Genomic DNA, 23,934 nt, shown 5'->3' on the forward strand with positions numbered 1-23,934 from the left:
GCAGACTATGGTGTTGGTCGTGCATGCTGCTGCTCGCCAGCCTGTGCGCAGTGCCAGCGCGGGCAGCCGATGTGCTGCTGACCGGTGCCGAGAACAGCCCCGGCATGCAAGCGTTCACCCAGGCCCTCGCTGAACGGCGACCCAAAGACACTGTGCGCTTTATCGTCCTTGATCAGTTGCCGGCACCGTCGCGGATCCCCACCACTACCCGCCTGATTCTGCTGGACCTGGCCAGCCTTGACTGGCGCCTGCAGGACAATCAGGGGCCGCCTACCCTGGTGCTGCGGGTCAGCCGCGTGCAAGCCAATCAGCGCGTCGGCGAAACCCGGCCCATGCACCTGTGCCTACTCTGGAGCGATCCGCCCCTGAGCCGTCAATTGCGCCTGACCCGGATCCTGCTGCCGCAAGCCAGGCGAGTCGGCGTGGTGTACGGCAAAAACAGCGAATTCCTGCTCAAGGAACTGCATGGCAGCGCTCAGCACATGGGCCTGGAAATCGTCGCCGAACGTTGGGACGACACCCGCGACAGCCGGCCTCTGCAAGCGCTGCTGAAGAACAGCGATGTGCTACTGGGGCTTGATGACGCCGAGTTGTTTAATGCAAGCACCGCGAAAAACCTGCTACTGAGCAGCTACAGCCAGCAACAAGCGCTGATCGGCCCCAATGCGGGTTTCGTCAAGGCCGGCAGCCTGGCCAGTAGCTACAGCGATCAGGACGACTGGCTGGCGATCCTTGACGACCTGCTCGACCGTCCGCCCTCCATCTGGCCTCGCAGCCTGTATCCCAAGCGGTTCAAGGTGGCGAGTAACCCGCAAGTGGCGCGATCGCTGGGAATCGAGCAAATTGACCCGGCGACGGTCTCTCTTCAGTTGGCCGAAGGAGAATCGACTCCATGACCTTGCGCCGCCACTGGGGTATCAGCACCCGCACCCAGGTGATCAGTCTCGGTCCGGCCTTGCTGCTGACCCTGCTGCTGATCAGCTTCTTTACCTTCGTGCGCATCCAGGATCTGCGCCAGGAGCTCAACCACACCGGGCAATTGATCGCCAACCAACTGGCCCCCGCCACCGAGTACGGGGTGATTTCCGGCAACAAGGAAGTCCTCGAAAGCCTAATGAAGGCGACCCTGGCCACGCCCCATGTGCGCTTCCTGCAGGTCCGCGACAGCGCCAACAACATCCTGGTGCATGTCGAGCAGCCGTCGCTCTCCAGGGAAACATCGCAACTGGTCGAAGTGTTCCAGGCCCCGGTGCGCCTGCAGCGCATCTCGCTGAACAATGACTTTCTGCAGGGCGCGCCGCCAAATGGCGGAGTCGCCGAGGATTATTTAGGACGGGTGGTGGTCGGCATGTCCAACGACGCCTTCAACCAGCGCCAACAGGAAATCGTGCTCAAGGCCGGGATTCTCGCGCTGTTCGCCCTGCTCTTCACTTTCGTCCTGGCGCGTCGCCTCGCCGCCAGCCTGTCCGAACCGATCAGCGCCATGGGCAATGCGGTGAAAGCGATCCAGCAAGGCGACTACAGTACCCCGCTGCCGATTGTCGATGATGCCGAACTGGGCAGCCTGGCGCGGCACATTAACAACCTCGCCGACGGCCTGAAACACGCCAGCCACGACCAGCAGCAAGCCATGGCCCAGTTGATCCAGACCCGCGAGGAAGCAGAAAAGGCCAACAGCGCAAAATCCGATTTCCTGGCAATGATGAGCCATGAATTGCGCACGCCGATGAATGGCGTACTGGGCATGCTGCAACTGCTCGAAACCACGCAGATGACCGATGAGCAGGTGGAATACGCGGCGCTGGCCTCCCAGTCCACCGAACACCTGCTCAAGGTGATCAACGATATTCTCGATTTCTCCCGTATCGAACGCGCGCCCTTCGAGTTGGAGCACATCGCATTCAATCTCGCCGACTTGATCAGCAGTTGCGCCCAGGCCTTCGCCCACAGCGCCGTGCAGCGCGGCCTGAAGCTGCAACTGCAGCTACCCGATGGTATGCAGGCACTGCAAGTCCAGGGCGACCCTACGCGGATCCGGCAGGTTCTGGTCAACCTGATCGGCAACGCCTTGAAGTTTACTGAACGCGGCCAGGTGACCATCGAACCGCAGTGGCAATCCCTCGATCATGAATTGCTCTGGTTTACCTGCACCGTGCGCGACAGCGGCATTGGCATCGCCGCCGACAACCTGGAACCGATGTTCAATGCCTTCCAGCAAGCCGACAGTTCAATCTCCCGCCGCTACGGCGGCACAGGCCTGGGTCTGCCCATTGCCCGAGCCCTGGCCGAACGCATGGGCGGTACGCTGCGCGCGCAAAGCGAAGAAGGCCGGGGCTCGGTCTTTACTCTCGAAATTCCCTTGGCCCTGTCCCGCCAGGCCTTGCCACCGCCCACTCCGGCGCCGCGAGCCACGACCGTCAACGGTGCCGGGCGCCATGTCCTGCTGGTGGAGGACAACCCGGTTAACCAGACCGTGATTGAAGCAATGCTGCGCAGCCTGGGCTTTACCGTTAGCGTTGCCGACGACGGTGCACAGGCCGTGCAGAGCGCCGAAGGCCTGCGGTACGAGGCGATTCTGATGGATTGCCGGCTGCCAATCATCGACGGCTACGAAGCGACCCGGCAAATCCGCCAATTGCCCGGCTGCGCCGACGTGCCGATCATCGCCCTGACTGCCAACGCCCTGCAGGGTGACCGGGAAGCGTGTTTGTCGGCGGGCATGAACGATTACCTGGCGAAGCCTTTCAAACGCACTGATCTGCAGCAAATTCTCCAGCGTTGGCTGCAGTAGTACGCGGTTATCGAGCATCTGTGACTGGCGTGAAAGGCGAAAGTGCGGCAGTCTTAGACACCTCGACAGGCTCGTTTTTGGGCTTGAATAATAATTTCAGTGCACAAGTGTACATTCATGTCCCTTGTCCTGTGACTTTCACTACAACGCAATAGTCTATGAGTAGGCTGCCGTTACCAGGCATGAATGCCTTGTAGCGGCCGGGAAGATTCGCCCCACCTGCCGCATGGGATTATTGAGGAGCTCGCATGACCAAACAAAACGCCTTTACCCGGGAAGATCTGCTGCGCTGCAGTCGCGGTGAGCTGTTCGGCCCAGGTAACGCGCAACTGCCCGCCCCGAACATGTTGATGGTGGATCGCATCACCCACATCAGCGAAGAGGGTGGCAAGTACGGCAAAGGTGAATTGGTCGCCGAGCTGGATATCACCCCGGACCTGTGGTTCTTTGCCTGCCACTTTGAAGGTGACCCGGTGATGCCAGGCTGCCTGGGCCTCGATGCCATGTGGCAACTGGTTGGCTTCTTCCTCGGCTGGCAAGGCCTTCCAGGCCGCGGTCGCGCCCTGGGTTCGGGCGAAGTGAAGTTCTTTGGTCAGGTCCTGCCGACCGCCAGCAAAGTTACCTACAACATCCAGATCAAGCGCGTACTCAAAGGCAAACTGAACCTGGCCATCGCCGATGGTTCGGTCAGCGTTGACGGCCGCGAGATCTACACCGCCGAAGGCCTACGGGTCGGCGTATTCACCTCCACTGACAACTTCTAAGGGTTATTCGCATGCGCCGCGTCGTTATCACTGGTCTGGGCATCGTTTCGTGCCTGGGCAATGACAAAGAGACCGTCTCCGCTAACCTGCGTGCAAGCCGCCCGGGCATCCGGTTCAACCCGGAATATGCCGAAATGGGTCTGCGTAGCCAGGTTTCCGGCTCCATTGACCTCAACCTTGAAGAACTGATCGATCGCAAGATCTATCGCTTCGTCGGCCACGCGGCGGCTTACGCCTACCTGGCCATGAAAGACGCTATCGCTGACTCCGGCCTGACCGAAGAGCAGGTTTCCAACCCGCGTACCGGCCTGATCGCCGGCTCCGGTGGCGCATCGACCCTGAACCAGATGGAAGCGCTGGACATCCTGCGCGAGAAAGGCGTGAAGCGCGTTGGCCCATACCGCGTGACGCGGACCATGAGCAGCACCGTTTCCGCTTGCCTGGCCACCCCGTTCAAGATCAAGGGCCTGAACTACTCCATCGCTTCTGCCTGCGCCACCAGTGCTCACTGCATCGGTACTGCCATGGAACAGATCCAGATGGGCAAACAGGACATCGTGTTCGCCGGCGGCGGTGAAGAAGAGCATTGGAGCCAATCGTTCCTGTTCGACGCCATGGGTGCACTGTCCAGCAAGCGTAACGACACCCCGGAAAAAGCCTCCCGTGCCTACGATGCCGACCGTGACGGCTTCGTCATCGCCGGCGGTGGTGGCATGGTCGTGGTCGAGGAGCTGGAGCACGCTCTGGCCCGTGGCGCGAAGATCTACGCGGAAATCGTTGGCTACGGCGCGACTTCCGATGGCTACGACATGGTCGCCCCAAGTGGCGAAGGCGCAATCCGCTGCATGCAGCAGGCGCTGTCCACCGTCGACACTCCGATCGACTACCTGAACACCCACGGCACCTCGACTCCGGTCGGCGACGTCGCGGAAATGAAAGGTGTGCGCGAAGTCTTCGGCGACAAGGCTCCAGCCATCAGCTCCACCAAGAGCCTGTCGGGCCACTCCCTGGGCGCCGCAGGCGTTCACGAAGCGATCTACTGCATGCTGATGATGGAAGGTAACTTCATCGCCGGTTCGGCCAACATCGACGAACTGGACCCTGAAGTGGCCGATTTGCCGGTGCTGACCAAGACCCGCGAGAACGCCACCATCAACACCGTGATGAGTAACAGCTTCGGCTTCGGTGGCACCAACGCCACCCTCGTGCTGAAGCGCTGGGAAGGCAAGTGATTCGTCACTGCTGAACCCCACATGAAAACGCCCCGACTGGTTCGGGGCGTTTTTTATTGTCGGCGTTTTTGCCGCCTGGCATCACTGAACGGTAAAACTCTGTTGTGTCAGCAAGCGATCGCCCTGGAACACCATGAAACGCCACTCCCCCGGCACCACCTCGTGACTCTCGGTGAACTCGTAAGCCATCACATCCTGGGGTGCACCTGGCAGCAACTTCTGCATGACTTCCAGCTTATCGTGGCGCACGCCATCTGGGGTACGAATACCCGGCGTGAAATACAGCAATGTCAGCGGCTGGCCCTCGGCGGTTTTGCCTGCCAACTGGTAACGGATGCCGAACTTAGTGCCCAGTTTGGCCGGCACGGTGTGTGTTGGCTGGATCGACTCGTTGCTACGGCGTATCACCCGCTCCCCCGATTGCAGCTCAGCCTTGGTGCCTTCGAATACACCAAACTCCACCGGGCCTTGAACACTGACGTCGGCACCGGACAGGCCGCTGACCAGCATCAGCGGGGCCAGTACGCTTAAACGAACGAGGGACATATCACGCTCCTTGATTGAGATGAGCGCGAGGGTATGACGCCGGCGTGACAGGCTGATGACAGTCCTGCTCCGGCAGGTTCAGCGAGGCAACACCGCAAGAAAGTTGTCCCGCGCCACCTTGCGCGCCACGTCCTCGGGCAAGGCATCGAGAAACGGCTCGAAGCTGCGCATCTGCGCTCCCTGCTTGTTAAAGCGCCCGACCACATCGGATCCCAGCATGAAACGCTCGGGAAAGCGCTCCACCAACGCCAGCCACTCTTGTTGCGGCTGCCCCGCCTCATCCAGCAGATAAGGGTTCAGCACGCTCCAGGACAGGTCGACGAACAGGTTCGGATAGGTATCCAGCAGACGGGTCAAGGTGGGTAACAGGAAATCCATCCGGGTCTGATGCCGATGAATTTCCAGGCTAGTGCCAGCGTGCGCCCAGATAAAACGCGTATGGGGGTGATTACGCAGCGGTTCTTCAATTTCCGCCAGGTAGAGCGGATTCTTCTCACGCTTGGAGGTGATGTTGGAATGCAGCAACACCGGCAGATCATTCTCGGCGGCCAAATGATAAATCCGCGTCATGGCTTCATTGTTCGCCCGCGGCGTGTCGCCCGCGGTCAAGGCGGTCAGATCGTCGTGACGAGTAAACACCTCACCGATGCCCTGCCATAGCCCGGGATTGAGATCGAGCATGCGCTGGATATGGGCTGCGGAGTTCTTGTCATTGGGATTGAAGCCGGCAAGGAATGGATGGAAATGTTTGCGCTGCTCGGGCGTGAGCTTGTTTACGGCGTCGGCAACAATCACGTCAGTGGCGCTGTACCAATAGGCATCGGCGTCATCTCCGGCGTAGTAGCGCGGGCGCTTGGGCTCGTCTTCATGCCATTTCTTTGCCACTGGCACACCGGAAATCATCACGTGCTCGATACGATTTTCCTGCATCGACGCCAGAAGCTTCGGCATGCCTGCGGTTTCCTGGAAAAAATCCACGTAGTGCAGGTGCGCATCGCTGTAGGTGTATTCGCGGGCCTCGACCAGACCGCTCATTAGCAGCAACCACCCGGCAATCTTCCAGGTTTTCCAAGGCATTCCCACGCTCCCACTGACCAGAGCAAGGTAGACCGCGACTGTCCACCCAGGGTTCAGCTGTAAAGAAAGTGGAACGCCATGCCGACCGGATGCTCTATAACTGCAAGGTCTCAGCCCGTTCTATCCACTGCCCACGAGGTATGCCATGACTGTCACCATCAATACCGAATCCAGCGAAGGGTTTCGCCACAGCGTGCAGATCGACGACCATCAGCTCTTCGCCGATGTCCCGGTAGCCGCCGGCGGCGAAGCCTCTGCTCCCGAGCCGCACGACTATTTCGACGCAGCATTGGGTGCCTGCAAGGCCTTGACCCTCAAGTTGTATGCGAAGAAGAAAGGCATCCCGCTGACCGGGGTCACGGTCGAGGTCAAGCATGACAACAGTGAAGAGCAAAAAGGCAAATACGCCTTGCACGTCAAGTTGACCCTCAAGGGCGTCCTCACCGACGCTCAACGTGACGAACTGCACCGTGTCGCCGACCGTTGCCCGATCCACAAGCTGATGACCACCAGTGAAGTGAGCATCGAAACCCACCTGTCCGAAGGCGCGTTCAGCCAGTAACAGCATTCGCAGGCGCTAGCGGTTATGCTCGACGGCATCACCGCTATTGCCTGGAAGGCCTCATGAACACTCCGCTCGTCATCCGCCCACGCCCTGAAGATGTCGAAGGTCAGCCGATCCTGCGTCCATTGCCGTCGGCCAAATGCCGCAACGTCGGCCCCTTTGTGTTTTTTGATCACATGCTCGAAACCACCTATCTGGCAGGCAAGGGCATGAACATCCGCCAACACCCACACATCGGCCTGTCGACCCTGACCTACCTGTTCGAAGGTCAACTGCAGCACAAGGACAGCCTCGGCTCCGACCAGATCGTCAAGGCCGGCGACGTCAGCTGGATGACCGCCGGCAGCGCGATTGCCCACGTCGAGCGCACTCCGCAGGCGCTGTGGGACAGCGAATTCAAGATGCATGGCCTGCAGATCTGGCTGGCCTCGCCCAAGGAGCACGAGCGAGGCCCGGGACACTACAGCTATCATCCAGCCAGCAGCTTGCCGGTCAGCGACAACCTGGGTGTGAAGATCCGCATGATTGCCGGTTGCGGCTTCTGCCTCGAATCGCCGGTCCCGGTGCTCTCCCCCACCCTGTACGCCGAGTTGCAACTGCAAACCGCGACCACCCTGCTGATTCCCAACGAGCATCAGGAGCGGGCGATATACGTCCTCAGCGGCGACGCCCAACTCGACGACACCGCCCTGGAACCTCATGCGCTGGTGGTCTTGCCGCCCGGCGCGGAAATGATCCTGAGCGCCGCCAGCGACTGCCACGCCGTACTGTTCGGTGGCGCCCCGCTCGACGGACCACGGCGGATCAACTGGAACTTTGTCGCCAGCGATCCGGCTGCCATCGACGAGGCCCGCCGCCGCTGGGCGAGCGGCGACTGGCCAACGGTGCCGGGGGAAAACGAGCGAATCGAATTACCGCAGCGTTAGACCAACACCTCATCCAGCAAATTGTGCATCGCCAGGAACGCCCGCCCGGCGGTTTTGGCGTCGTACATCATCATGCCGGGCACCTTGGCATGGGGATCGGTAAAGGAGTGCACCGCCCCGCCGTAGCTGAGCAATTGCCAATCGACGCCCGCCGCATTCATCTCGGCCTCGAACGCCGGAAGTTGCTCCTTGGGCACCAATGGATCGGAGGCGCCGTGCAGCACCAGAACCGAGCCCTTGATGTTGTTAGCGTCGCTGGCATTCGGGGTGTCGAGGGTGCCATGGAATGACACTGCCGCTTTCACCGGCGCTCCGGTGCGGGCGAATTCCAGGGCGCAGCAACCGCCAAAGCAGAAACCGAATGTCGCCAGCCTCGACGTATCAACCTGCGCTTCGCCCTGGCTCTGCAACTGCTCGAATGCCGCCTGCATGCGCTTGCGCAACAGCGGCCGGTTATTCTTCAACGGCATCATCGCCGCCCCTGCCTCATCATTGTTACTCGGCCGCACCGATTGCCCATAGAGGTCGGCAATCAACACCACGTAGCCCTTGGCAGCGACCGACTTGGCAATCTCCTCGGCGCCAGCACTCACGCCCATCCAGTTCGGCGCCATCAATAGCCCCGGGCGTGGACCGGTATGACCGGCATCGAACGCCACGCGACTTTCGTAAGGTTGGCCATCAATCTGATAAGCCACTGAACGCACAGTGATTTGACTCATGACTCACTCCCGTCAAGAAACGCCAGAATGAAAAAAAACCCGCCGAAGCGGGTTTTTTCCTACGCGGTTAAACCGACAGTTCAACCAACAGCTTGTTCAGCCGGCGCACATAGGCCGCCGGGTCTTTCAGACTATCGCCCGCTGCCAGTGCTGCCTGATCGAAGAGGATGTGCGACAGGTCGCCAAAACGCTCTTCGTTCTGCTCGGCGTCGAGCTTCTCGATCAGCGGGTGAGCCGGGTTGAATTCGAAGATCGGCTTGGAGTCCGGCACCTTCTGCCCGCTCGCTTCAAGGATCTGACGCATCTGCAGACCCAAGTCCTGCTCACCGATTGCCAGAATCGCTGGCGAGTCGGTCAGACGGTGGGAAACCCGTACTTCGGCAACCGAGTCGGCCAGTGCGGTTTTCAGACGCTCGACCAGACCCTCTTTGGACTTGGCGACCTCTTCTGCGGCCTTCTTGTCCTCTTCCGAGTCCAGGTTGCCCAGGTCCAGGTCACCACGCGCCACGTCGACAAAGCTTTTGCCGTCGAAATCGCTGAGGTAGCTCATCAGCCACTCGTCGATACGATCGGTCAGCAGCAGCACTTCAATGCCTTTCTTGCGGAAGACTTCCAGGTGCGGGCTGTTCTTGACCTGGGCGTAGGTTTCGCCGGTCAGGTAGTAGATCTTGTCCTGACCTTCCTTGGCACGCGCCAGGTACTCAGCCAGCGACACCACTTGCTCACCCTCTTCGCCCTGAGTCGAAGCGAAGCGCAGCAGGCCGGCGATTTTTTCCTTGTTGGCAAAGTCTTCCGCCGGGCCTTCTTTCATGACCTGACCGAAGTTTTTCCAGAACCCCTTGTATTGCTCAGGCTCGTTCTTCGCCAATTTCTCCAGCATGTCGAGGACACGCTTGGTCAGCGCCGACTTCATCGAATCGATGATCGGGTCTTTCTGCAGGATTTCCCGCGACACGTTCAGCGACAGGTCGTTGGAGTCGACTACGCCCTTGATGAAACGCAGGTACAGCGGCAGGAACGACTCTGCCTGGTCCATCACGAACACGCGCTGCACGTACAGCTTCAGGCCTTTTGGCGCTTCACGCTGGTACAGGTCGAATGGCGCACGGGCCGGCACGTAGAGCAACGAGCTGTATTCCAGCTTGCCTTCGACCTTGTTGTGGCTCCAGCTCAGCGGGTTCTCGAAATCGTGGGCGATGTGCTTGTAGAACTCCTGGTATTCCTCGTCCTTGACCTCGGTACGCGGACGGGTCCACAGCGCGCTGGCGCGGTTGACGGTTTCCCACTCGACGGCCGGGGCCTCTTCGCCTTCGGCAGCCGCCGCTTCCTTCGGCAATTCAATTGGCAGGGCGATGTGATCGGAGTACTTCTTGATGATGTTGCGCAGACGCCAGCCATCGGCGAATTCGTCTTCAGTAGGTTTCAGATGCAGGACGATGCGGGTACCACGATCGGCTTTTTCGACAGTGGCAACTTCGAACTCGCCTTCGCCCTTGGACGACCAGTGCACGCCTTCGCTAGTGGCGAGGCCGGCACGACGGCTGAACACTTCAACCTTGTCAGCAACGATGAACGCCGAGTAGAAACCGACGCCGAACTGACCGATCAGGTGCGAATCCTTCTTCTGGTCGCCCGACAGGTTTTTCATGAAATCCGCGGTGCCGGATTTGGCGATGGTCCCCAGGTGGGTAATCACATCGCTGCGGCTCATGCCGATGCCGTTGTCTTCGAGAGTGACGGTCTTGGCGTCCTTGTCGAAGCTCACGCGAATTTTCAGTTCCGCGCCACCTTCCAGCAACTCAGGCTTGGACAGGGCTTCGAAACGCAATTTGTCGACCGCGTCAGATGCGTTGGAGATCAGTTCGCGAAGGAAGATTTCCTTGTTGGAATACAGCGAATGAATCATCAGGTGCAGCAGTTGCTTAACCTCGGTCTGGAAGCCCAGGGTTTCCTTTTGAGTTTCCACGCTCATGGTCATCAAACTCCAATTGGATGGCAGTGGCCGCGTCCTGAAAGGTCAGCGGCGGGATGTCATCAAAGTTGGGGGCTGTGTCGAGGATTTCAAGAGCCGACTGCTTCCTCAATCTTGAAATGTGCACGCGCCGTGGCAATCGCCTCGGCTTCAGTGCTCTGCCACGCGGTTATCGCGACGTTGGCCACCCGCCGGCCCTGGCGGCAAACCTGGCATTTGGCGTAAGTATCGCGAAACTGTCCGGCGCGCAGGTAATCGAGGGAGAAGTCGATGATCTTCGGCACCCCGGGCGAGCCGGTGAACACCAACAGGTGCAGGGCCGCCGCCAGCTCCATGAAACCGGCAATCACCCCGCCATGAATCGCCGGCAGCAACGGGTTGCCAATGTTGTCCTTGCTGGCCGGCAGCTTGAACAGCAACTCGTCGCCCAATCGCGAACACTCCACACCTATCAGCTTGGCGTAGGGAATCAGATGCAGCAGCGACGCATAGTCGCCCTGCGCGTGAGCCTGTTGCAGTTGTTCCTTGAAGTTATCGTTCATCTCGCCTCACCACTGATCCCGCCACCGAAGCCTTTGGTGCCCCTGATACCCTTGCCCATGCGCATGAAAGTGCCGACGACATGGGCGATCGGTTGCTCGGGATCGTCCTGATAGGCAAAGCCACGCATGAAGATCACATCAGTGGTCACCCGATAACACTGGGCGAAGCCGTAGACATCCTTGTACGGCTCGGCCGGATGCATGTAGTCGATCCGCAGGTCGAGGGTCGGACACACCTCGAACTGCGGCAGGACACAGAGCGTGGCCATTCCACAGGCGGAATCCATCAATGTGGTAATCGCGCCGCCATGGATAACTCCGGTTTGCGGGTTACCGACGATGTGCGCGCTGTAGGGCAAGGTAATGGTGATGCCCTGTTCAGTGGCGCTATGGACCCGCAGATCCAATACCTGACAATGGCGCAGCGCCGATAAAAAGCGCGTCGCACGTTCAAAAATGGGGTTATCCGTCATGCGCTATAGGCTCTGGGCAAGGGATGATGCATAGCAGTTATGGGACTAAGAAAAAGTTCCCGTAAGAAGAAACTTATATATCTGAGGGATTCATTGAACTTAACCACGAGCGCCGTGCTCGAAAGGACAAGTAGATATTTTCCATAAGGAGAAACACCCCATGCGTAAGACTTTAGCTATTGCCTTGATGTTGACCGCTTCCCTCGGTCTCGCTGCCTGCGATAAAAAATCCGAGGACAAAGCTCAAGATGCCAACCAACATGCTGAGCAAGCACAGCAAAAGATGAACGAAGCTCAGGATAAGGTGAACGAGGCAGCGAAAGAAAACGCCGAAGCCGCCAAAGATCAGGCTGAATCGAACAAAGCTGCCGCAGAAGAAGCCGCTCCTAAAACCAACTGATCCGGTTTTAGCGCTTCAATATAAAGCCCGCCAAGTGCGGGCTTTATTGTGTTTGCAGGAAAATGACGGTTAGAGCAACACAGTCCGAAATGTCGGACTGAGCATTAACAGCAGCGAACAGACCAGGCCGATCACCCACACCAGACTGCGCTGCCAGGCCAGATCAGCCCAGTAACACAACAAGTAAACAATCCGCGCAACAACAAACACAATGGCCAGCCCATCGATCAGCCAACCCGCTGTTTGCGTGGTGTGTGCCATTAACACGCCCACTGCAAACACAATAAACGCCTCGAAACTGTTCTGGTGGGCCGCCAGTGCGCGTGCACCAAAACCGGTAAGTTGTGCCTGTTGCTGACGTGGCAGATGATTGTTGTAGCACCCCTGCTCTTTCATCGCCTTGCCCACCGGCATGCGCGCGACAAAAATCAGCAACGCACTGATAAACACACACCAGAACGGGATACTCATCAACTCACCTCTTTACTGGCTTCGGGCAATGGCGCCTCTGTAGGGGTATAGACCATGACTTCAAGTACGTCGGAATGAAACTCCCGGCGATACAACACCAGCACCACGCCGGCACTCAGCAACATGAACAACCAGGGACTAACGAACCAGGCCAGCATGGTCATGCCGAAGTAATAGGAACGCAGGCCAAAGTTGAACTGGTTGGCCGCCATTGAAATCACCCGCGCAGCACGTTGGGCAAATGCCTTGCGCTCCTGCTCGGAAACATGCCGCTCACCTACCATCGGCGCCGAGCCCACCAGAACCGCCGCGAAGTTGTACTGGCGCATGCACCAACTGAAAGTGAAGAAGGCGTAGACGAACACCAGCGCCAGGCACAGCAGCTTTATCTCCGACATACCCTGGGACGCTTGCTGCACCATGGGAATGTCCGCCAGCAGCGACACCGCGCGCTCGGAGGCACCCAGCACGGTGAGGATGCCGGCGAGGATGATCAGGGTGCTGGACGCAAAGAAGGACGCGTTGCGCTCCAGATTGCCAATCACGCTGGCATCGGCGATGCGGTTATCACGCAGCAGCATGCGGCGCATCCAGTCTTCTCGGTATAGGTGCAGAACACTGGCCAGGCAGGCCGTGTCGCGGCCTTTCCAGGTGGCGTAGCGGGTGTAACCGCCCCAGCAGGTGACAAACCAGAGCGCGGCGATGATGTGCAGCAGATTGGCGTGGACGAACGACATGCAGTTCCTTGTGTGGTGCGAGGTTCAAATGGAAAACAGTGCTTCGACGTTAGCCGACAAAAAAAGACACGACCAGCGGCCCATAAAAAATGCCCCGTATCGATTGATACGGGGCATTTCCTGTTACATCAGCGTCCGCTTGTGGCAGACGTCGAGGTTTACGCCAAGGCTTCGCTGCGCTTGCCCAGCAGGCGATCGCAGGCTACGGCAATCACCAGGGTGAAGAAGCACGGCACCAGCCACGCCAAGCCTTGCTCGGCGAGCGGCAGGTGCGTCAGTTGCGTCGGCATCCAGTCGGCCAGGCCAGCACCCTTGAGCGCATCGATCAGGCCAAACAGGAACGACACCAGCATGACCGGACCAACGATACGGCCCTGCTCCAGCCAGAAGTCCTTGCAGAAGCTCAGGGCTACCAGAACGATGCACGGCGGGTAGATAGCGGTCAGCACCGGGATCGAGAACGCGATCAGGTTGGTCAGGCCGAGGTTGGACACCAGCAGCGAGAACGCCGCCAGGATGACCACCAGAGTCTTGTAGGACAGAGGCAGCACACGGCTGAAGTATTCGGCACAGGCGCAGGTCAGGCCGACGGCAGTTACCAGGCACGCCAGGGAGATCAGTACCGCGAGGAAACCGCTGCCCAAGGAGCCGAAGGTGTGCTGCACGTAAGCATGCAGGACCGCAGCGCCGTTGGTCGCGCCCATGGCCACCTCATGGCTGCCCGAACCCAGTCGGAACAGACTGACGTACACCAGCGCCAGGCCAACGCCGGCGATCAGCCCGGCAATGATGGCGTAACGGGTAATCAGCGCCGGTGACTCAACGCCACGGGAACGAATGGCATTGACGATCACGATGCCGAACACCAGTGCGCCAAGGGTATCCATGGTCAGGTAACCATTGATGAAGCCCTGGGAGAACGGCGCCGCAACATACTCCGCAGTGGCAACACCAATGTCGCCCGCCGGCAGCGCGAATGCAGCGATACCGAGTACCGCCAGGGCGATGATCTTCAGCGGCGCAAGGAAACGCCCTACGGTGTCCAGCAAGCGGCCTGGGTACAGGGAGATGAAGAACACCAGCAGGAAGTACACGGAGCTGTAGAGGAACAGCGCCAGCGGGCTTTCACCCGTCAGCGGCGCCAGACCCACTTCGAAAGATACGGTGGCAGTACGCGGGGTGGCGAACAGCGGCCCCACAGCCAGGTAGCAGGCTGCCGCCAGAATGCCGCCAGCGATCTTGCCAATCGGGCTACTCAGGGCGTCCATGGCGCCGCCGACCTTGGCCAATGCGACAACGGTGATCACCGGCAAACCGACCGCGGTGATCAAAAAGCCCAGCGCAGCCATCCAGACATGAGGTCCGGACTGTAAACCGACGATAGGCGGGAAGATGATGTTGCCAGCCCCGACGAACAGGGCAAACGTCATAAAACCAAGTGCCAGAATGTCCTGGCCTTTCAACACTTTCATTAAGGAAATACCACACTACTGAATCGGAATTTAGAGAGGGATTTCCCTGATGGGTGAGGGAAATGCTGTCGGTCCGTATGGGACTGACCCGTTTAGCGCGCAGCAACCTTGTGGGACGCAAACGCAAGATGGCGGCTAGGGTACCGAATTTGTGGGTCAAACGCACTGTTTGAGGGCGGACTATCCGATGCGCGACACTTCCGTGTCGCGTTTATGCATGTAAATGGTTTTCGCCTACATGTCCGTCATCGCGAGCAGCGAAACGTCGCCCGGGCTAGAACCACAGTTGACCGAGTTTCCATGTGGGAGCGAGCCTGCTCGCGAAGAGGCCAGCACAGCCAATACAACTATCAGAAACGACAAAGGCCACCCGAAGGTGGCCTTTGTCAGCAGAGCTGCAAGCTAAGCGCGAGGCTTACTTGACAGCCCAACCGGTCAGCTCAGCCAGGGCTTTGCCGATGTCTGCCAGCGAACGCACGGTTTTCACGCCTGCGTCTTGCAGCGCAGCGAATTTCTCGTCTGCAGTGCCTTTGCCGCCAGAGATGATTGCGCCAGCATGGCCCATGCGCTTGCCCGGAGGAGCAGTCACACCAGCGATGTAGGAAACAACTGGCTTGGTCACGTGTGCCTTGATGTAGGCAGCCGCTTCTTCTTCAGCCGAACCGCCGATCTCACCGATCATTACGATCGCTTCGGTCTTCGGGTCTTCCTGGAACAGCTTCAGGATGTCGATGAAGTTCGAACCCGGGATCGGGTCACCACCGATGCCGACGCAAGTCGACTGACCGAAACCGGCGTCAGTCGTCTGCTTAACAGCTTCGTAGGTCAGGGTGCCGGAACGGGAAACGATACCGACCTTGCCTGGCAAGTGAATGTGACCTGGCATGATGCCGATCTTGCATTCGCCTGGGGTGATCACGCCTGGGCAGTTAGGGCCGATCAGGGTAACACCCAGTTCGTCGCACTTAACTTTAGCGTCCAGCATGTCCAGAGTAGGAATGCCTTCGGTGATGCAGACGATCAGCTTGATGCCGCCGAAAGCCGCTTCCAGGATCGAGTCTTTGCAGAAAGGAGCCGGAACGTAGATCACGCTGGCGGTAGCGCCAGTGGCCGCTACTGCGTCTTTAACGGTGTTGAACACTGGCAGACCCAGGTGCTCGGTGCCGCCTTTGCCCGGAGTTACACCACCTACCATCTTGGTGCCGTACTCAATGGCTTGCTGGGTGTGGAAACTACCTTGCGAACCGGTAATGCCCTGGCAGATAACTTTGGTGTCTTTATTGATCAGGACGCTCATTATTTGCCCTCCGCAGCTTTGACAACTTGTTGAGCAGCGTCGGTCAGGCTGGTTGCAGCGATGATGTTCAAACCGCTTTCTGCCAGTACTTTAGCGCCCAGTTCAGCGTTGTTACCTTCAAGGCGAACAACAACCGGGATTTTCACGCCGACTTCTTTCACTGCACCGATGATGCCTTCGGCAATCATGTCGCAACGAACGATGCCGCCGAAGATGTTGACCAGTACTGCAGCGACGTTAGTGTCGGACAGGATGATCTTGAACGCTTCGGTAACGCGTTCTTTGGTAGCACCGCCGCCCACGTCGAGGAAGTTGGCTGGCTTGCCGCCATGCAGGTTGACGATGTCCATGGTACCCATGGCCAGGCCAGCACCGTTGACCATGCAACCGATGTTGCCTTCCAGCGCTACGTAGTTCAGTTCGAACTTGGCAGCGTGCGCTTCGCGCGGATCGTCCTGCGACGGATCGTGGAAAGTCTTCAGCTTAGGCTGACGGTACATGGCGTTGGCGTCGATGTTGATCTTCGCGTCCAGGCAGTGCAGATCGCCGTCAGCCTTGATCACCAGCGGGTTCACTTCCAGCAGGGCCAGATCGTGATCCTTGAACAGTTTGGCCAGACCTACGAAGATCTTGGCGAACTGGGCAACTTGCTTGCCTTCCAGACCCAGTTGGAACGCCAGCTCGCGACCCTGGAATGGCTGAGCGCCAACCAGTGGATCGATAGTGGCTTTCAGAATTTTTTCTGGAGTGTCGTGAGCGATTTTCTCGATGTCCACGCCACCTTCGGTGGAAGCCATGAACACGATACGACGGCTCGAACGGTCAACGACAGCGCCCAGGTACAGCTCTTTAGCGATATCAGTGCACGATTCAACCAGGATCTTGGTGACTGGCTGACCATTGGCGTCAGTCTGGTAAGTCACCAGACGCTTGCCCAGCCACTGCTGTGCGAAGGCTTTGGCGTCTTCTTTGCTGCGAACCAGCTTTACGCCGCCCGCTTTACCGCGACCACCGGCGTGGACCTGGGCTTTGACAACCCACTCACTGCCGCCGATTTTGTCGCAAGCTTCTGCTGCTGCTTCCGGGGTGTCTACCGCGTAACCGGTGGATACTGGCAGGCCGTACTCAGCGAACAGCTGCTTACCCTGATACTCGTGAAGATTCATGCTTATTACCGTCTTCGTTAGGTACTGCGCATTCGGTGCTGCACTTGTAAAAGTGCCGCACCACCTGTGACTGCTGCTTGCATAGCGGAGCTATGCAAGACTGCGTCCAGCGGATATTCCGCGGTGAGTCTTGCAAGCAAGGCTCACGACGGGCCAAACCGCCGTGGTTTCTTATTATGTCTTAACGCTTCTTGCGGTTGGCGATGTGGATGGCGCCGCCATTCACTGCCAAAGCTGCTTCGTGCAAGGCTTCAGACAGGGTCGGATGGGAGAAAACCATCATGCCCAGGTCTTCAGCGCTGGTGCCGAACTCCATACCGATCGCGCCCTGCTGAACCAGTTCTGCAGCGCTTGGGCCAATCACGTGGACGCCCAGTACGCGGTCAGTCTTGGCATCTGCGATGACCTTGACGAAACCACCGGTGTCGTTGGCTGCCATGGCACGGCCAGAGGCTGCGAACGGGAAGGTGCCGACGTTAACTTCAACGCCTTCAGCTTTCAAGGCCTGCTCGGTTTTACCGACCCATGCAATTTCCGGGTGAGTATAAATAACCGAAGGGATCAGGTCATAGTTCATCTGGGCCTTGTGGCCCTTGATGCGCTCGACAACCATGATGCCCTCTTCCGAGGCCTTGTGCGCCAGCATCATACCGCGCACCACGTCGCCGATGGCGTAGACGCCCGGTACGGTGGTGGCGCAGTGATCGTCAACGTGCACGAAACCGCGCTCGTCCAGGGTCACGCCGCAGTCGGCGGCCAGCAGATCAGTGGTCACCGGACGGCGACCAACGGCTACGATCAGCTTGTCGAAAGTGATGGTCTGTTCGCCGTTGGCGTCGGTGTAGTTCACCAGAACTTCTTCGCCAGTGACTTTGGAGCCGGTCACGCGAGCGCCCAGCTTGATGTCCAGACCCTGCTTGGTCAGGGTTTTCAGCGCTTCCTTGGAAACAGCGGTGTCCGCTGCCATCAGGAAAGTGTCCAGGGCTTCCAGGACAGTCACTTGTGCACCCAGACGCGACCATACCGAACCCAGCTCCAGACCGATCACGCCAGCGCCGATCACGCCCAGACGTTTAGGTACGGTTTGGAATTCCAGGGCGCCGGTGGAATCGACGATCACATTCTGGTCAACCGGAGCAGGCGGAATGTCGATAGGACGCGAACCTGGAGCCAGGATCACGTTTTCAGCTTCGATGACTTCAACCGAACCGTCTGGCTTGGTGACTTCGACTTTCTTGCCAGCCAGCAGCTTGCCGTGGCCCTGGATCGAAGTAACACCGTTGGCCTTGAACAGGGTCGCAACGCCGCCGGTCAGGTTCTTGACGATGCCAGCCTTGCGGCCAACCATCGCAGCGACGTCCATTTTGACTTCGCCGGTGGAGATACCGTGAACGTTGAAGCTTTCTTTGGCTTCCTTGTACTTCCAGGAGCTGTCCAGCAGCGCCTTGGACGGAATGCAGCCAACGTTCAGGCAGGTACCGCCCAGGGCTTGCTTGCCTTCGGCGTCGGTGTACTTCTCGATGCACGCGGTCGACAGACCCAGTTGGGCGGCCTTGATGGCAGCCACGTAGCCGCCAGGGCCAGCACCGATCACTACTACGTCAAATTTCTGTGACATGTAAAAGAATCCTCTTTAGCGAAAAGCTCCAAGCCGCAAGCTGCAAGCCGGGCTGCATTGACTCGCAGCTCGAAACTTGCAGCTCACGGCTGCTTCAATCAGATATCCAGCAACAGACGAGCCGGATCTTCCAGCAGGTTCTTGATGGTCACCAGGAAGGTTACAGCTTCTTTGCCATCGATCAGACGGTGATCGTAGGACAGCGCCAGGTACATCATCGGACGGATCACGACCTGACCGTTGATGGCCATAGGACGCTGGATGATGTTGTGCATGCCCAGAATTGCAGCCTGAGGCGGGTTGACGATCGGCGTCGACATCATCGAACCGAAAGTACCACCGTTGGTGATGGTGAAAGTACCGCCGGTCATTTCGTCCATCGACAGTTTGCCGTCGCGGGCTTTCTTGCCGAAGGTGGCGATGCCGCCTTCGATTTCAGCCAGGCTCATGTGTTCGGCGTTACGCAGAACCGGGACCACCAGGCCACGGTCGCTGGAAACCGCCACACCAACGTCGGCATAACCGTGGTAAACGATGTCGTTGCCGTCGATCGACGCGTTGACTGCCGGGAAGCGTTTCAGCGCTTCGGTAGCGGCCTTGACGAAGAACGACATGAAGCCCAGGCGCACGCCATTGTGGGACTTCTCGAACAGGTCCTTGTACTTCGAACGCAGGGCCATGACTTCGGTCATGTCGACTTCGTTGAAAGTGGTCAGCATCGCCATGTTCGATTGTGCTTCTACCAGGCGCTTGGCCACGGTTGCACGAACACGGGTCATCGGAACGCGCTTCTCGACGCGGTCGCCAGCAGCGAATACCGGAGCAGCAGCGGCAGGTGCAGCAGCCTTGGCCGGAGCAGCAGCTGGAGCCGAAGCCTTGGCGGCAACAGCAGCAACTACGTCTTCCTTGGTCACACGACCGCCTTTGCCAGTGCCGGCAACGGAAGCGATGTTGATACCGCTCTCTTCAGCCAGCTTGCGTGCAGCCGGGGCAGCAACAGGATCGTCTTCGCCAGCAGCGGCCGGAGCAGCAGCTTGTGCAGCGGCAGCCGGAGCGGCAGCAGCTGGAGCGGCAGCAGCACCGCCTTCAACGATCGAGCCCAGGACTTCGTCGGACAGAACGGTTTCGCCTTCGTTCTTGACGATAGCGCCCAGCACGCCGTCAGCAGTAGCCAACACTTCCAGCACGACCTTGTCGGTTTCGATGTCGACGATCAGTTCGTCGCGCTTGACCGCGTCGCCCGGTTGTTTGTGCCAGGTGGCAACGGTGCCATCGGCAACCGATTCCGGGAAAGTGGGGGCTTTGATCTCGATAGCCATTGTCTGTGGTTCCTTAAATTCGGTTTCAGGTGCGCGAAGGCGTTAAACAGTAAAGGCGTCTTGCAGCAGTTTTTCCTGCTGCTCAGCGTGCATCGATGCGTAACCACATGCCGGTGCAGCAGAAGCCTCACGGCCCGCGTACTCGAGTACGAGAGACTTGTTGAGGTTTGCGATGCTACGACGCAGGTGGTGTTGGCTGCAGTACCACGCACCCTGGTTCATCGGCTCTTCCTGACACCACACGGCATGCTTGACGTTGGTGTAAGGAGCCAGGACTTCTTTCAAGTCGTCCTCAGGGAATGGGTACAGCTGCTCGATACGCACGATGGCAATATCGTCACGGCCTTCGGCACGGCGTTTTTCCAGCAGGTCGTAGTAGACCTTGCCGCTACAAAGCACGACGCGCTCGACCTTTTTCGGGTCCAGGGTGTCGATTTCCGGGATAACGGTCTGGAACGAACCTTCGGCCAGATCTTCCAGGGTCGAGATGGCCAACTTGTGACGCAACAGCGACTTCGGAGTCAGAACGATCAATGGCTTGCGCAGCGGGCGAATCACCTGACGACGCAGCAAGTGGTAGATCTGCGCCGGAGTGGTCGGCACCGCTACCTGGATGTTGTGCTCGGCGCACAGCTGCAGGTAACGCTCCAGGCGTGCGGAAGAGTGCTCCGGACCCTGGCCTTCATAACCGTGCGGCAGCAGCATGGTCAGACCGCACAGACGGCCCCACTTGTGCTCGCCACTGGTGATGAACTGGTCGATAACTACCTGGGCACCGTTGGCGAAGTCGCCGAACTGGGCTTCCCAGATCACCAGCGCGTTCGGCGTGGTGGTCGAGTAACCGTATTCGAACGCCAGTACGGCTTCTTCCGACAGGTACGAGTCGTACATTTCGAAACGCGGCTGACCGTCGTACAGGTTCTTCAGCGGAACGTAGGTGCCGGCGTCTTTCTGGTTGTGCAGAACAGCGTGGCGGTGCGAGAACGTACCGCGGCCAATATCCTGACCCGTCATGCGGATCGGGTGACCTTCGAACAGCAACGTCGCGTAGGCCATGGTCTCGGCGAAACCCCAGTTGATCGGCAGGCCACCGGCTTGCATCTTCTGACGGTCTTCGTAGATCTTGGCAACTTGACGCTGAACAACCAGACCTTCCGGAACTTCCAGCAGTTTGGCCGACAGTTCCTGCAAGGTTTTCAGATCAAAGCGAGTGTCGTGACGCGCAGTCCAGGCGTGACCCAGGTACGGACGCCAGTCGACGAACAGCTCTTTGTTCGGTTCCTTGACCAGGCTTTTTACAACATGCAGACCGTTGTCCAGCGCATTGCGGTATTCGTCGACTTTCGCCTGAACACGCTCTGCGTCGAGCACGCCGCTCTGGGTCAGGCGATCGGCATACAGCTCACGGGTAGTGCGCTGTTTGGTGATCTGCTGATACATCAGAGGCTGGGTACCGCTTGGCTCGTCGGCCTCGTTGTGGCCGCGACGACGGTAGCAGACGAGGTCGATCACCACGTCACGCTTGAACTGCATGCGGTAGTCAATAGCCAACTGGGTCACGAACAAAACGGCTTCCGGATCATCACCATTCACATGGAGGATCGGCGCCTGGATCATTTTCGCGACGTCGGTGGCGTACTCGGTGGAGCGCGAGTCCAACGGGTTGCTGATGGTGAAGCCAACCTGGTTGTTGATCACGATGTGCACAGTACCGCCGGTCTTGAAACCGCGGGTCTGCGACATCTGGAAGGTTTCCATCACCACACCCTGGCCGGCGAATGCTGCGTCGCCGTGGATGGAGATTGGCAGAACCTTTTCACCGGTCGGGTCGTTGCGACGATCCTGACGGGCGCGAACCGAACCCTCGACCACCGGGGAAACGATTTCCAGGTGGGACGGGTTGAACGCCATGGCCAAGTGAACTTCGCCACCACTGGTCATTACGTTGGACGAGAAGCCCTGGTGGTATTTAACGTCACCGGAACCCAGCTCGACCTTCTTCTTGCCTTCGAACTCGTCGAACAGCTCGCGCGGGTTCTTGCCGAAGGTGTTGACCAGTACGTTCAGACGGCCACGGTGGGCCATGCCGATGACGATTTCCTTGGTGCCGTAGGAACCGGAACGCTGGATCAGCTCGTCGAGCATCGGAATCAGGCTCTCGCCGCCTTCCAGACCGAAACGCTTGGTGCCCGGGTATTTGGTACCCAGGTATTTTTCCAGACCTTCACCGGCAGTCACACGCTCGAGCAGGTGGCCCTTGATGTCTGCGGAATAGGTCGGACGACCGCGCACGCTTTCCAGACGCTGCTGGAACCACTGGCGCTGCTCGGAATCGGTGATGTGCGTGAATTCAGCGCCGATGGTGCGGCAATATGTCTGCTGCAACGCTTCGTGAATTTCGCGTAGGCTCGCTTCCTCTTTGCCGATGAACAGGTCGCCGGCACGGAAGGTCGTATCAAGATCGGCATTGGTCAAGCCGTAATGATTGATCGACAGGTCTGCAGGTGCAGGACGCTGCCACAGTCCCAGCGGGTCAAGCTGGGCTGCCTGGTGGCCACGCATACGGTAGGCCTGGATCAATCGCAGCACTTCAACTTGCTTCTTCTCGTGCTCACTGCTCACGCTGCCGGCGGAAACCGGTTGGGCGCGGCGCTGGTTCTTTGCCAGCAGCACGAAATGATCGCGAATTGTGGAGTGCGAAACATCGATGGCAGAGTCGCCATCTGTAGGCAACTTCTGAAAGTAGGTGCGCCACTCTTCTGGCACAGCGTTAGGGTCGTGCAGGTAGAGCTCGTAGAGCTCTTCCACATAGGCAGCGTTACTACCGGACAGGTAGGCGCTGTTCCACATGCGCTGCATCACGCTTTCTTGCATGCTTGGTCACCCTCGGTTAGGGGAACACCATCGGCGAAGACACCGAGCAAACTTGCAGAAGTCCGAGTGCAGCGACCAAAACAAGCCACTTAGGATCACGCTGATAGTCCGGGTACCAGCCCGGATGCCCCTGCTTGTCTCATTTCTTCAAAATAAGAGCCGCAGCCTTGTAAGCTGCTGCTCTGGTTATAGCTACGACGCGGGTTGAAGCCCGCGCCTTAGCTCCTTCGGTTACAACGGTGCTACGGGTACTACAGCTGAATCACACGCCGCTTTGCAGAAGCATGTTACGAATGTGACCGATGGCCTTAGTCGGGTTCAGGCCTTTCGGACAAACGTTGACGCAGTTCATGATCCCGCGGCAGCGGAATACGCTGAACGGGTCATCCAGCGAAGCCAGACGCTCGGTAGTCTTGGTGTCGCGGCTGTCTGCCAGGAAGCGGTACGCTTGCAGCAGTGCAGCTGGACCCAGGAACTTGTCCGGGTTCCACCAGAAGGACGGGCAAGAGGTCGAGCAGCAAGCGCACAGGATGCACTCGTACAGACCGTCAAGCTTTTCACGCTCTTCAGGGGACTGCAGACGCTCGATGGCCGGAGCCGGCGTGTCGTTCTGCAGGAATGGCTTCACCTTCTCGTATTGCTTGTAGAAGATGCTCATATCGACGACCAGGTCACGGATTACCGGCAAACCTGGCAGCGGACGAACAACCAACTTGTTACCTTTTACAACAGCGGACAGCGGCGTGACGCACGCCAGGCCGTTTTTGCCGTTGATGTTCATGCCGTCGGAACCGCAAACACCTTCACGGCAAGAGCGACGATAGGAAAAACCCTCGTCCTGCTCTTTGATCAGGGCCAGCACGTCCAGCACCATCAGGTCTTTACCACCGGTATCAACCTGGAATTCCTGCATGAACGGCGCGGCGTCCTGATCAGGGTTGTAACGATAAACGCTGACTTTCAACATGGC

Annotated in this window: 22 protein-coding genes; 7 read left to right on the forward strand and 15 right to left on the reverse strand. The window is 58.8% G+C overall.

Annotation, left to right across the window (positions count from 1 at the left end):
* Positions 1–23: 23 nt before the first annotated feature.
* The 4 genes from NR126_RS10920 (at position 24) to fabB (ending at position 4,787) form a co-directional block, all read left to right on the forward strand.
* Positions 24–896, forward strand: a complete 873-nt coding sequence (locus NR126_RS10920; RefSeq protein WP_256350924.1) for an ABC transporter substrate-binding protein — start codon at positions 24–26, stop codon at positions 894–896.
* Positions 893–2,791 (forward strand): ATP-binding protein, encoded by a 1,899-nt coding sequence (locus NR126_RS10925; protein ID WP_256830212.1) that lies wholly within the window; start codon positions 893–895, stop codon positions 2,789–2,791. The genes NR126_RS10920 and NR126_RS10925 overlap by 4 nt, the downstream gene beginning before the upstream one ends.
* 248 nt (positions 2,792–3,039) lie before the next feature.
* Positions 3,040–3,555 carry a 3-hydroxyacyl-[acyl-carrier-protein] dehydratase FabA gene (fabA, locus tag NR126_RS10930; RefSeq protein WP_027621097.1) on the forward strand — a complete coding sequence of 172 codons (516 nt, stop codon included), beginning with the start codon at positions 3,040–3,042 and terminating at the stop codon, positions 3,553–3,555.
* Between the two features lie 11 nt (positions 3,556–3,566).
* A complete protein-coding gene (gene fabB, locus NR126_RS10935) occupies positions 3,567–4,787 on the forward strand; it encodes a beta-ketoacyl-ACP synthase I (protein WP_008016529.1) in 1,221 nt (406 codons plus the stop codon).
* Positions 4,788–4,868: 81 nt separating this feature from the next.
* On the opposite strand, the gene NR126_RS10940 is transcribed toward fabB, so the two are convergent.
* Positions 4,869–5,333, reverse strand: coding sequence for a DUF3859 domain-containing protein (locus NR126_RS10940; protein ID WP_256830213.1), 465 nt, complete (start codon positions 5,331–5,333; stop codon positions 4,869–4,871).
* 78 nt (positions 5,334–5,411) lie between these two features.
* The gene (locus NR126_RS10945; protein WP_027621095.1) at positions 5,412–6,410 is read right to left on the reverse strand and encodes an amidohydrolase family protein; all 999 of its coding nucleotides are present in this window, start codon (positions 6,408–6,410) and stop codon (positions 5,412–5,414) included.
* A 145-nt stretch (positions 6,411–6,555) separates the two neighbouring features.
* Here NR126_RS10945 and NR126_RS10950 point away from each other — a divergent pair, with 145 nt between their 5' ends.
* The gene (locus NR126_RS10950; protein ID WP_027621094.1) at positions 6,556–6,972 is read left to right on the forward strand and encodes an OsmC family protein; all 417 of its coding nucleotides are present in this window, start codon (positions 6,556–6,558) and stop codon (positions 6,970–6,972) included.
* 62 nt (positions 6,973–7,034) lie between these two features.
* On the forward strand, positions 7,035–7,901 hold the full coding sequence (locus NR126_RS10955) for a pirin family protein (protein ID WP_256830214.1): 867 nt from the start codon (positions 7,035–7,037) through the stop codon (positions 7,899–7,901).
* Here NR126_RS10955 and NR126_RS10960 read toward each other — a convergent pair.
* The 4 genes from NR126_RS10960 to NR126_RS10975 form a co-directional block, all read right to left on the reverse strand.
* On the reverse strand, positions 7,898–8,623 hold the full coding sequence (locus tag NR126_RS10960; protein ID WP_027621092.1) for a dienelactone hydrolase family protein: 726 nt from the start codon (positions 8,621–8,623) through the stop codon (positions 7,898–7,900). The two genes, NR126_RS10955 and NR126_RS10960, sit on opposite strands and share 4 nt — an antisense overlap.
* Positions 8,624–8,690: 67 nt before the next feature.
* Positions 8,691–10,595 (reverse strand): molecular chaperone HtpG, encoded by a 1,905-nt coding sequence (gene htpG / locus NR126_RS10965; protein ID WP_027621091.1) that lies wholly within the window; start codon positions 10,593–10,595, stop codon positions 8,691–8,693.
* Between the two features lie 89 nt (positions 10,596–10,684).
* Complete coding sequence (locus NR126_RS10970; protein WP_027621090.1) at positions 10,685–11,137, reverse strand: PaaI family thioesterase; 453 nt, start codon at positions 11,135–11,137, stop codon at positions 10,685–10,687.
* Positions 11,134–11,610 (reverse strand): PaaI family thioesterase, encoded by a 477-nt coding sequence (locus tag NR126_RS10975; RefSeq protein WP_027621089.1) that lies wholly within the window; start codon positions 11,608–11,610, stop codon positions 11,134–11,136. The genes NR126_RS10970 and NR126_RS10975 overlap by 4 nt, the downstream gene beginning before the upstream one ends.
* A gap of 160 nt (positions 11,611–11,770) precedes the next feature.
* Here NR126_RS10975 and NR126_RS10980 point away from each other — a divergent pair, with 160 nt between their 5' ends.
* Positions 11,771–12,010: a hypothetical protein gene (locus NR126_RS10980; protein WP_027621088.1), complete on the forward strand. Its 240-nt coding sequence runs from the start codon at positions 11,771–11,773 to the stop codon at positions 12,008–12,010.
* 69 nt (positions 12,011–12,079) lie between these two features.
* Here the strand turns inward: NR126_RS10980 and NR126_RS10985 are convergent, their stop codons facing one another.
* The 9 genes from NR126_RS10985 to NR126_RS11025 all read right to left on the reverse strand — a co-directional run bounded on the left by NR126_RS10985 (position 12,080) and on the right by NR126_RS11025 (position 23,931).
* The gene (locus tag NR126_RS10985) at positions 12,080–12,481 is read right to left on the reverse strand and encodes an MAPEG family protein (RefSeq protein ID WP_105754374.1); all 402 of its coding nucleotides are present in this window, start codon (positions 12,479–12,481) and stop codon (positions 12,080–12,082) included.
* Positions 12,481–13,218, reverse strand: a complete 738-nt coding sequence (locus NR126_RS10990) for a DUF599 domain-containing protein (RefSeq protein ID WP_027621086.1) — start codon at positions 13,216–13,218, stop codon at positions 12,481–12,483. Before NR126_RS10990 ends, NR126_RS10985 begins: the two co-directional genes overlap by 1 nt.
* Positions 13,219–13,376: 158 nt before the next feature.
* Entirely contained in the window at positions 13,377–14,690 is a 1,314-nt protein-coding gene (gene brnQ / locus NR126_RS10995) for a branched-chain amino acid transport system II carrier protein (protein ID WP_027621085.1), read from the reverse strand.
* Positions 14,691–15,105: 415 nt separating this feature from the next.
* Positions 15,106–15,987, reverse strand: a complete 882-nt coding sequence (sucD, locus tag NR126_RS11000; RefSeq protein WP_003223019.1) for a succinate--CoA ligase subunit alpha — start codon at positions 15,985–15,987, stop codon at positions 15,106–15,108.
* Positions 15,987–17,153: an ADP-forming succinate--CoA ligase subunit beta gene (gene sucC / locus NR126_RS11005; RefSeq protein ID WP_007919879.1), complete on the reverse strand. Its 1,167-nt coding sequence runs from the start codon at positions 17,151–17,153 to the stop codon at positions 15,987–15,989. Before sucC ends, sucD begins: the two co-directional genes overlap by 1 nt.
* A 181-nt stretch (positions 17,154–17,334) precedes the next feature.
* Positions 17,335–18,771 carry a dihydrolipoyl dehydrogenase gene (gene lpdA / locus NR126_RS11010; RefSeq protein ID WP_027621084.1) on the reverse strand — a complete coding sequence of 479 codons (1,437 nt, stop codon included), beginning with the start codon at positions 18,769–18,771 and terminating at the stop codon, positions 17,335–17,337.
* 98 nt (positions 18,772–18,869) lie between these two features.
* Positions 18,870–20,090 carry a 2-oxoglutarate dehydrogenase complex dihydrolipoyllysine-residue succinyltransferase gene (odhB, locus tag NR126_RS11015; protein ID WP_027621083.1) on the reverse strand — a complete coding sequence of 407 codons (1,221 nt, stop codon included), beginning with the start codon at positions 20,088–20,090 and terminating at the stop codon, positions 18,870–18,872.
* A 42-nt stretch (positions 20,091–20,132) separates the two neighbouring features.
* Positions 20,133–22,964 (reverse strand): 2-oxoglutarate dehydrogenase E1 component, encoded by a 2,832-nt coding sequence (locus NR126_RS11020; RefSeq protein WP_027621082.1) that lies wholly within the window; start codon positions 22,962–22,964, stop codon positions 20,133–20,135.
* 262 nt (positions 22,965–23,226) lie between these two features.
* Complete coding sequence (locus tag NR126_RS11025; protein ID WP_027621081.1) at positions 23,227–23,931, reverse strand: succinate dehydrogenase iron-sulfur subunit; 705 nt, start codon at positions 23,929–23,931, stop codon at positions 23,227–23,229.
* Positions 23,932–23,934 lie beyond the last annotated feature (3 nt).

Source organism: Pseudomonas sp. Pse1 (assembly GCF_024519635.1).
Taxonomy (GTDB): Bacteria; Pseudomonadota; Gammaproteobacteria; order Pseudomonadales; family Pseudomonadaceae; genus Aquipseudomonas.

What these genes read in the sequence shown, in the direction of transcription:
- sucD (WP_003223019.1), bottom strand. Translation starts at nt 15,987, where the DNA reads ATGAGCGTCCTGATCAATAAAGACACCAAAGTTATCTGCCAGGGCATT.
- NR126_RS10980 (WP_027621088.1), top strand. Translation starts at nt 11,771, where the DNA reads ATGCGTAAGACTTTAGCTATTGCCTTGATGTTGACCGCTTCCCTCGGT.
- fabB (WP_008016529.1), top strand. Translation starts at nt 3,567, where the DNA reads ATGCGCCGCGTCGTTATCACTGGTCTGGGCATCGTTTCGTGCCTGGGC.
- NR126_RS10940 (WP_256830213.1), bottom strand. Translation starts at nt 5,333, where the DNA reads ATGTCCCTCGTTCGTTTAAGCGTACTGGCCCCGCTGATGCTGGTCAGC.
- brnQ (WP_027621085.1), bottom strand. Translation starts at nt 14,690, where the DNA reads ATGAAAGTGTTGAAAGGCCAGGACATTCTGGCACTTGGTTTTATGACG.
- NR126_RS10945 (WP_027621095.1), bottom strand. Translation starts at nt 6,410, where the DNA reads ATGCCTTGGAAAACCTGGAAGATTGCCGGGTGGTTGCTGCTAATGAGC.
- NR126_RS11020 (WP_027621082.1), bottom strand. Translation starts at nt 22,964, where the DNA reads ATGCAAGAAAGCGTGATGCAGCGCATGTGGAACAGCGCCTACCTGTCC.
- lpdA (WP_027621084.1), bottom strand. Translation starts at nt 18,771, where the DNA reads ATGTCACAGAAATTTGACGTAGTAGTGATCGGTGCTGGCCCTGGCGGC.
- NR126_RS10985 (WP_105754374.1), bottom strand. Translation starts at nt 12,481, where the DNA reads ATGAGTATCCCGTTCTGGTGTGTGTTTATCAGTGCGTTGCTGATTTTT.
- fabA (WP_027621097.1), top strand. Translation starts at nt 3,040, where the DNA reads ATGACCAAACAAAACGCCTTTACCCGGGAAGATCTGCTGCGCTGCAGT.
- htpG (WP_027621091.1), bottom strand. Translation starts at nt 10,595, where the DNA reads ATGAGCGTGGAAACTCAAAAGGAAACCCTGGGCTTCCAGACCGAGGTT.
- odhB (WP_027621083.1), bottom strand. Translation starts at nt 20,090, where the DNA reads ATGGCTATCGAGATCAAAGCCCCCACTTTCCCGGAATCGGTTGCCGAT.
- NR126_RS10975 (WP_027621089.1), bottom strand. Translation starts at nt 11,610, where the DNA reads ATGACGGATAACCCCATTTTTGAACGTGCGACGCGCTTTTTATCGGCG.
- NR126_RS10990 (WP_027621086.1), bottom strand. Translation starts at nt 13,218, where the DNA reads ATGTCGTTCGTCCACGCCAATCTGCTGCACATCATCGCCGCGCTCTGG.
- NR126_RS10955 (WP_256830214.1), top strand. Translation starts at nt 7,035, where the DNA reads ATGAACACTCCGCTCGTCATCCGCCCACGCCCTGAAGATGTCGAAGGT.
- NR126_RS10920 (WP_256350924.1), top strand. Translation starts at nt 24, where the DNA reads ATGCTGCTGCTCGCCAGCCTGTGCGCAGTGCCAGCGCGGGCAGCCGAT.
- NR126_RS11025 (WP_027621081.1), bottom strand. Translation starts at nt 23,931, where the DNA reads ATGTTGAAAGTCAGCGTTTATCGTTACAACCCTGATCAGGACGCCGCG.
- sucC (WP_007919879.1), bottom strand. Translation starts at nt 17,153, where the DNA reads ATGAATCTTCACGAGTATCAGGGTAAGCAGCTGTTCGCTGAGTACGGC.
- NR126_RS10950 (WP_027621094.1), top strand. Translation starts at nt 6,556, where the DNA reads ATGACTGTCACCATCAATACCGAATCCAGCGAAGGGTTTCGCCACAGC.
- NR126_RS10970 (WP_027621090.1), bottom strand. Translation starts at nt 11,137, where the DNA reads ATGAACGATAACTTCAAGGAACAACTGCAACAGGCTCACGCGCAGGGC.
- NR126_RS10960 (WP_027621092.1), bottom strand. Translation starts at nt 8,623, where the DNA reads ATGAGTCAAATCACTGTGCGTTCAGTGGCTTATCAGATTGATGGCCAA.
- NR126_RS10925 (WP_256830212.1), top strand. Translation starts at nt 893, where the DNA reads ATGACCTTGCGCCGCCACTGGGGTATCAGCACCCGCACCCAGGTGATC.